This window comes from Mesorhizobium sp. M5C.F.Ca.IN.020.29.1.1, from assembly GCF_003997375.1.
Classification (GTDB): domain Bacteria; phylum Pseudomonadota; class Alphaproteobacteria; order Rhizobiales; family Rhizobiaceae; genus Mesorhizobium; species Mesorhizobium wenxiniae.
This window is the reverse complement of the sequence record NZ_RZSW01000255.1, coordinates 1-8,299: the sequence shown is the minus strand read 5'-3', so window position 1 is coordinate 8,299 and position 8,299 is coordinate 1. Positions and strand designations below refer to the sequence as shown.

Here is an 8,299-nt window from a genome sequence, read left to right as displayed (position 1 = left end):
CCTCTGGCCTGCCGGCCATCTCCCCCTCAAGGGACCTACCCAAACTTCCCCGCCCTCGGGAATCCCTTCGGCACCATGCGTCCGGCCGAGGCTCGAGCACCGATCCACTCAATCAGCTCTTCGCGTGATTTGACGAAGGTGCGGTCGGCCGAATCCTGCCAGGAGAGACCGCCTGCGAGCGTGAAGGTCTTGAGGTCGAGGACGCCGCCATCCTTGTATTTCTGCAGGCGAACGCCCTTGCCGCGACCCATCTCAGGGATCTCGGCGAGCGGGAAGACCAGCATCTTGCGGTTCTCGCCGACGATGGCGAGATGGTCGCCGGCGACCGGCACACAGCGCTGGGCCTCGTCGGGCGCCTTGACGTTCATCACCTGCTTGCCCTTGCGGGTGTTGGCGACGACTTCCTCTTCCGGCACGATGAAGCCATTGCCGTCGTGAGACACCAGCAGCAGCTTGCGTTTGGGATCATGGACAAAGGCGGTGACGATGTCCTGGTCGTTGTCCATGTCGACAATGATGCGGATCGGTTCGCCATGGCCGCGCCCGCCCGGCAGCCGGTCGGCGCCGATCGTGTAGAACTTGCCGCCGGTGGTGAAGACCAGCACCTTGTCGGTGGTCTGAGCGTGGAAGGCGAGGTTGAGGCTGTCGCCCTCCTTGAAGGTCAGCAACGAATGATCGGTCAGGTGACCTTTCATCGCCCTGAGCCAGCCCTTTTCCGAAACGACCACGGTGACCGGCTCGCGCTCGATCATCGCATGGGCGATATCGGTCAGGTCATGTTCGGGCGCGTCGGCGAACTGGGTCCGGCGCTTGCCGAGCTCGGTCTCCGGTCCGAATTTCTCGCGGATGCTGGAGACTTCCCATTTGATCGTCGACCACTGCCTGGCGTCGGACGCAAGCAGCGCCTCGATCTGCTTTTTCTCGATAGTGAGGCCGTCGAATTCCTTGCGGATCTCGAATTCCTCGAGCTTGCGCAGGGCCCTGAGCCGCATGTTGAGGATGGCTTCGGCCTGGTTGTCGGTGAGCGACCAGCGCGCCATCATCACTTGCTTGGGCTCGTCCTCCTCGCGGATGATCCTGATCACCTCGTCGATGTTGAGATAGGCGATCAGATAGCCGGCGAGAATCTCCAGCCGCCTTTCGATCTCGCCCAAGCGATGCCTGGAGCGGCGGATCAGCACCTCGCGGCGGTGCTCCAGCCATTCCTTGAGCACGCCTTTCAGCGACAGCACGTTGGGTATCTTGCCGCGCGACAGGACGTTCATGTTGAGCGGAAAGCGGCTTTCGAGCTCGGTCAGCTTGAACAGCGATTCCATCAGGATGCCGGGATCGACCGAACGGCTCTTCGGCACCAGCACGACGCGGACGTCATCGGCGCTCTCGTCGCGGATGTCTTCGAGCAGCGGCAATTTGCGCGCCATCAGAAGGTCGGCGATCTTTTCGATCAGCCGCGCCTTCTGGACGCCGTAGGGGATTTCGGTGACGACGATGCTCCAGGTGCCCCTGCCCTGGTCCTCCTGGCTCCATTTCGCCCGGAGGCGGAAACCACCGCGACCGGTTTCATAGGCTTCGAGGATCGAGGCTCGGCTATCGACGATGATGCCGCCGGTCGGAAAATCCGGACCTTGGACGAAGTCCATCAACGCCGTCACCGGCGCATCGGGGTTCTCGATCAGATGCAGCGCGGCGTCGCAGAGCTCGGCGGCATTGTGCGGCGGGATCGAGGTCGCCATGCCTACGGCAATGCCGGACGAGCCGTTGGCGAGCAAGTTCGGGAAGGCGCCGGGCAGCACGACCGGCTCCTCGTCCTCCTCATTGTAGGTCGGCCGGTAGTCGACCGCATCCTCGGTGATGCCGGACAGCAGCTCGGTCGCCACATCGGTCATGCGCGCTTCGGTGTAGCGCATGGCGGCGGCGTTATCGCCGTCGATATTGCCGAAATTGCCCTGCCCGTCGACCAGGGGATAGCGCATCGAAAAATCCTGCGCCAGCCGCACCAGCGCGTCGTAGATCGACTGATCGCCATGCGGATGAAACTTGCCCATCACCTCGCCGACGATGCGGGCGCATTTGGCGAACCCCTGGTCGGGGTTGAGCCTGAGCAGCCGCATGGCATGCATGATGCGGCGATGGACCGGTTTCAGCCCGTCGCGCACGTCCGGCAGCGCCCGGTGCATGATGGTCGACAGCGCATAGGCGAGATAGCGCTCTTCCAGCGCTTTCTTCAGATCGACCGGCTCGATGTTGTCGCCACCGCCATCGCCAGGCGGCAAAAGCCTTTTTCCCATGGGCTGGGACTAGCCGAGCGGGTGATTCGCGGCAAGAGGCGCTTGACTGCGCCTCCTTCTGCAACACCAACTGGGCGCACTGCTGCGCCGACCAACATCAATCGGTTACATCCCGGCTCTATGGCAATGGATCGGATTTGCCTTTCGCCATGGTTTTCGACCATTGTGCGGGAGAACGCCTTTTTCCCGTCCAGTTCATCACGGAAGGGTGACGGCGCAACGAGTTGAAAAAACAATCTTCAGGACACTCTCAGGGGACTTGCGATGACGATCAGACGCTCGACACTCAACAAACTTGCTTTTTCGACGTTTTTGCTGACGCTGCCGCTGAACGCGGCCTTGGCGCAGGATGCGGCGGTCGCCGACCGGCTGAAGGCGGCTCTCGCCGCCCAGGGCGTCGACATCTCCTGGACCGGGGTGACGGGCGATGCCTCCAGCATGGTGCTGCAAGGCGTGGCCTTCAAACCGGCGGCCGAAAAGGAAGCGTTCAAGATCGGCGACGTCACACTCGAAGGCGTGACCGAAGCCAATGGCGGCTATGAAATCGAAACCGTCTCGACTGCGGCGTTCCGGCACAGCGAGGACGGCGTCACGGTCGACCTCAGCCCCTTCATCATCCACGGCATGACGGTTCCGGCCGACGGCGCCACAGGCCCGCTGGGCTCAATGATGATGTATAAATCGGCCGAACTCGACAACATGACGGTCAAGGTTGCCGACAAGACCGCATTCTCGATGGACGGACTCGCCATCGAAATCACCCCACCGGCCGACGGCAAGGCGATGGAATTTTCCGGAACCACGGAAAAGTTCAATGCCGACCTGACGCTGGTCGAGGACCCGAAGTCCAAGGACGTGATCAACGCGCTCGGTTACCAGAACATCACCGGGAACCTTGAAATGAAGGGCACCTGGCAGCCTGCGGACGGCAAGATGGAGCTGTCGAAATACGACATCTCCGTCGACAATGCCGGAACGCTTGGCATGACCTTCGGTCTCGGCGGCTACACGTTGGACGTCATCAAGTCGCTGCAGGAGATGCAGAAGAAGATAGCGGCTCAGCCCGAAGGCGCCGACAACTCGGCGCAAGGCATGGCCATGCTCGGCGTCCTGCAGCAGCTTTCATTCAACAGCGCTTCGATTCGCTTCGACGACGATTCGCTGACCAACAAGGTGCTGGACTACGTCGGCAAGCAGCAAGGCATGTCCGGCAAGGACATCGCCAACCAGGCCAAGGCGATCGTGCCTTTCGGCATGGCGCAGCTCAACAATCCCGAATTGACGGCGCAGGTGTCGGCGGCAGTCGGCAAATTTCTCGACGATCCGCAGAGCCTCGAGATCTTGGCCGAGCCGCCGGCGGCAGTGCCGTTCGCGCTGATCATGGCGGGCGCCATGTCCAACCCGCTCGACCTGCCGAAGACGCTTGGCGTGACGGTCAAGGCGAACGAAGACTGACCGGCACGTCTCTGGCCGGTTCTGCAAAATGCGCTTACATTGGAAGTGTCAGCGCCGCCCCTCATCCGCCTGCCGGCATCTTCTCCCCGTATAGTGACGGGGAGAAGGGAAATGGCCGCGACCTTGGCGCCCATTTTGCAACGCAGGCAGCTGACGAAACCATTCGTGACGGCGTCTTTCTCCCCGTCAGTATACGGGGAGAAATGCCCGGCAGGGCAATGAGGGGCAGCGCAAACCGACAGCGTTTAGAATCGGTTGCTGGAAGTTTTAAGCCTCTTTCTTGGTCACGGCGACGCGCAGCGATAGTTCGCGGAGCTGCTGCGGGCTGGCTTCCGACGGCGCGCTCATCAACAGGTCATAGGCCTGCTGGTTCATCGGGAACATCGTCACTTCGCGCAGGTTCTTGGCGCCGACCAGCAGCATGACGACGCGGTCGATGCCGGCCGCCATGCCGCCATGCGGCGGTGCGCCGTACTGGAAGGCGCGGTAGAGGCCGCCGAAGCGCTCCTCGACCGTCTCGCGGTCCAGCCCGACAGTCTCGAACGCCTTGACCATGGTTTCCGGCAGATGGTTGCGGATTCCGCCAGACGCGATCTCGAAACCATTGCAGACCATGTCATACTGGAACGCCTTGATCCCAAGCAGATCCTCGCCGTTGAGCGCGTCGATGCCGCCTTGCGGCATGGAAAACGGATTGTGGGCGAAATCGATCTTTTTCTCGTCCTCGTTCCATTCGAAGAAGGGAAAGTCGACGATCCAGCACAGTTCGAAGCGGTCGCGGTCGACAAGGTTCAGCTCCTCGCCGGCGCGAGTGCGCGCCGCGCCCGCGAACGAGACGAATTTCTTTGGGTCGCCGGCGACGAAGAAGGCGGCGTCGCCATCGGCAAGACCGAGTTGCTGGCGGATCGCCTCGGTGCGCTCCTCGCCGATGTTCTTGGCGAGCGGCCCGGCGCCTTCGAGCTTCTCGCCTTCCTTTCGCCAGAAGATATAGCCGAGGCCCGGCTGGCCCTCGCCTTGCGCCCAGGAATTCATGCGGTCGCAGAAGGCGCGCGAACCGCCGGTCCTGGCCGGAATGGCCCAGACCTCGGCCTTCGGGTCGTTGGCGAGGATATTGGCGAACACCTTGAAGCCGGAATCGCGGAAATGATCAGAGACCGCCTGCATCTCGATCGGGTTGCGCAGGTCCGGCTTGTCGGTGCCGTATTTGCGCATGGCGACGTCATAGGCGATGCGCGGAAACTCCTGCGTCACCGGCTTGCCGGCGGCAAAGGTTTCGAACACACCGCGCATCACCGGCTCCATGGTCGCCAGCACGTCGTGTTGCTCGACGAAGCTCATTTCCACGTCGAGCTGGTAGAATTCGCCCGGCAGGCGGTCGGCGCGCGGATCCTCGTCGCGGAAGCACGGCGCGATCTGGAAGTAACGGTCGAAGCCCGAAACCATGATCAGTTGCTTGTATATCTGCGGCGCCTGCGGCAGCGCGTAGAAGGTGCCGGGATGGATGCGCGACGGCACCAGGAAGTCACGCGCCCCTTCAGGCGACGAAGCGGTCAGGATCGGCGTTGAGAATTCGGTGAAGCCGACCTCGCCCATCCGCTTGCGCATCTCGGCGATGATTTTCGTACGCGCCACGATGTTCTTGTGCAGCGTGTCGCGGCGGAGATCGAGGAAGCGATATTTGAGACGTATGTCCTCGGGATAATCCGGCTCGCCGAACACCGGCAGCGGCAGTTCCTTGGCCGCCGACAGCACTTCGATCTCGCGCGCGAAAACCTCGATCTCGCCGGTCGGCAGGTTCGCGTTCGCGGTCTCGGCCAGGCGCGCCTTGACCTCGCCGTCGACACGGATGACCCACTCGCCGCGCACCGTCTCCGCGATCTTGAAGGCCGGCGAATCCGGATCGGCGACGATCTGGGTGAGGCCATAGTGGTCGCGCAAATCGATGAAGAGCAGGCCGCCATGATCGCGCACGCGATGCACCCAGCCCGACAGGCGAACGGAAGAGCCGACGTCGCTCTTCCTCAACTGGGCACAGGTATGGCTGCGGTAACGATGCATTGTCATTGATAAGTCCGGATGTTGATTGCGGCCAAGGCTGATCGCCCGGCCCGAAAATTTGGGCGAAAAGCACATGAGAGGCCGCCTTTGTCAAGGCAGGCGGCGCACGGGCAGCATCTCTCGGTTTGAACTTCGACTTGTAAACCTGGCTGTGTGAAAACTCCACACCACAGTCAAAGCGTAAAATTTGCTCCGCTTGATCGTGATCGGGGGTCAAGCCGTGTACAATGGCCATTACACGGACGGGAGGACTACCATGAGCATTCGCACATTGACTGTCCTGGTGACGCTGCTTGTTGGCACCTGCGCATTTGCACACGCTCAGACAAAGCCGATGTCAATCGAGGTGTTTCCATTCGAATTGGAGGACAAGAGCGCTGGGGCGGGAATAATTCCGCCGGATGAACACGATAGGCGCTATCTGTCCGAGTCGGCACAAGTGGCGAAGGACATGCTCTCCCAGTCCGGACGTTTTACAGTGGTTGATGCGCCGGCGACAGATGAGCAGGCGGTTGCACCGCACGGATTGCGCAATTGCGGTGGCTGTGAAAGCAAAATCGCCAAAGAGCACGGCGCATCTCTTGCCTTGCTCGGCGTCGTAACACGCGTCAACCGAACAGAACATACCATGTTCATTCGCATCCTCGACGCTGAGACCGGGAAACCTGTTTCGCAGGGCTTTACCGATCTTCGCATGGGTCCGAACTACGCGTGGCCCCGCTCCGTGAAATGGCTGATGACAAACGGAATTCTGCGGTAGGACGCCCACCACCCCAGCGCGCCATCGGGAGCGCGAAAGATCGCCCCTCAGCTAAAAATCAAACCGAAAAACTGATTGTCGGCGCTGGTCTGCTAATCGCCGGGAATTGCCGCTGGCATTGGCGCAAGCGATGGTTCAAGAAGGATCAACGACAGGCCTTCCTTCATGTCCTCCATGCGCCCGCTGATCCCGCTCCTTATTGCCGCCGGCATCCTGCTCGGCGGCAACGGCCTGCAGAGCACCCTGATCGCGCTGCGCGGTGCGCAGGAGGGATTTTCGGCCTCTACCATCGGCCTGATGGGCACGTTCTATTTCGCCGGCTTCCTGCTCGGCTGCCTCGCCGTCACCCACATCATGAAGGCCGTCGGCCATGTCCGCGCCTTTTCCGCGCTGGCGGCGATCGCTTCCGCCGGGACATTGCTTTTGGTGCTGGTCGTCGACCCGGTCATGTGGTGCGTGTTGCGCCTCGCCGGCGGCTTCTGCTTCGCCGGCCTGTTCACCATCATGGAAGCCTGGCTCAATTCCGGGGCAGCCAACAAGGACCGCGCGCGGGTGCTGGCCATCTACCGGATGGTCGACATCGGTTCGGTCACAGGCGCACAGTTCCTGATCCCGATCGTCGGCGCCGGCGGTTTCGCCATCTTCGCCGTCATGTCGATCATGATCACGCTCTCGCTGGTGCCGGTGTCGCTTGGCGACCGCTCCAACCCGACCCCGCCGGAAGACGTCAAGCTCGACCTGGCCCGCGTCTGGCGGATTTCGCCGCTCGGCTGCTTCGGCTGCATTGCCGTCGGTGTCACCAACAGCGCCTTCCGCACATTGTCGCCGGTCTATGCCGAACAGATCGGCATGTCGGTCACCGACGTCGTCACGTTCGTCAGTGTCGGCATCTTCGGCGGCGCCATCATCCAGTATCCGCTCGGCTATCTGTCCGACCGCTGGGACCGGCGTTCGGTGCTGCTGATAACGACGTGCTGCGCGCTGCTCGCGTCGCTGGCGCTGGTGTTCTGGGCGCGCAGCGACCCGTCCCTCAACTTCGTGATCGTCTTCATCTTCGGCTGCTTCGCCATGCCGCTCTATTCGCTGTCGGCGGCGCATTCCAACGACCGCGCCGACAAGGGCGAGTTTGTGCTGATCAACGCCGCGCTGATGCTGTTCTATTCCTTCGGCGCCATTAGCGGGCCGTTCGCCGCCTCGACGGCGATGCAGTATTTCGGGCCAAGCGCTCTGTTCGTGTTCACCGCCACCGTCTACGCCATTTTCGTCGTGGTCATCCTGTACCGGATGCAGGTGCGATCCGGCGTGCCGGCCGGCCATCGCAGCCGTTTCATCGGCCTTTTGCGCACATCGACGGTGTTCGCCCGACTGGCCAAGCGCAACGATGATTCCGACGGGCCTGCGAAGCAATGATGACGGTCCCCGATGTCTTGAACCCGGGGCTGCCGCTTGACGAAAGCCCGCGCGGCTGAAATTGAAGGAGACCTTACCCCCTTTGCTAAAAGCGATTTGATGCACGTCATATCAACCCAAGAAGAACTTGAGACCGCTGTTGCCGCGTTCGAAAAGTCGGATTTCGTCACCGTCGACACCGAATTCATTCGCGAGACGACTTTTTGGCCGATCCTGTGCCTGATCCAGATGGCGGCGCCCGGCGTGACGGCGCTGATCGATCCGCTATCACCCGATATCGACCTGAAGCCGTTCTTCAGGCTGATGGCCAACGAAGCCGTCGTCAAAG

General features: G+C 61.8%; 5 protein-coding genes and 1 pseudogene. 4 read left to right on the top strand and 2 right to left on the bottom strand.

Features of this window, described 5'->3' with window-relative positions; translation table 11 throughout:
• Positions 1 to 35: 35 nt before the first annotated feature.
• The gene (gene parC, locus EOA85_RS20050; protein ID WP_127210895.1) at positions 36 to 2,288 is read right to left on the bottom strand and encodes a DNA topoisomerase IV subunit A; all 2,253 of its coding nucleotides are present in this window, start codon (positions 2,286 to 2,288) and stop codon (positions 36 to 38) included.
• 264 nt (positions 2,289 to 2,552) lie between these two features.
• Between parC and EOA85_RS20045 the strand changes: the two genes are divergently transcribed.
• Positions 2,553 to 3,743 carry a hypothetical protein gene (locus tag EOA85_RS20045; RefSeq protein ID WP_127210894.1) on the top strand — a complete coding sequence of 397 codons (1,191 nt, stop codon included), beginning with the start codon at positions 2,553 to 2,555 and terminating at the stop codon, positions 3,741 to 3,743.
• A gap of 267 nt (positions 3,744 to 4,010) precedes the next feature.
• Here EOA85_RS20045 and aspS read toward each other — a convergent pair whose 3' ends face one another.
• Positions 4,011 to 5,801: an aspartate--tRNA ligase gene (gene aspS, locus EOA85_RS20035; protein WP_164759763.1), complete on the bottom strand. Its 1,791-nt coding sequence runs from the start codon at positions 5,799 to 5,801 to the stop codon at positions 4,011 to 4,013.
• A gap of 256 nt (positions 5,802 to 6,057) precedes the next feature.
• Between aspS and EOA85_RS20030 the strand changes: the two genes are divergently transcribed.
• The 3 genes and pseudogenes from EOA85_RS20030 to EOA85_RS20020 all read left to right on the top strand — a co-directional run.
• Positions 6,058 to 6,561, top strand: coding sequence for a DUF3280 domain-containing protein (locus EOA85_RS20030; protein ID WP_127210892.1), 504 nt, complete (start codon positions 6,058 to 6,060; stop codon positions 6,559 to 6,561).
• A gap of 165 nt (positions 6,562 to 6,726) precedes the next feature.
• The gene (locus EOA85_RS20025; protein ID WP_127210891.1) at positions 6,727 to 7,971 is read left to right on the top strand and encodes an MFS transporter; all 1,245 of its coding nucleotides are present in this window, start codon (positions 6,727 to 6,729) and stop codon (positions 7,969 to 7,971) included.
• A 99-nt stretch (positions 7,972 to 8,070) separates the two neighbouring features.
• Positions 8,071 to 8,299, top strand: a pseudogene (locus EOA85_RS20020) (ribonuclease D); the annotation flags it as partial.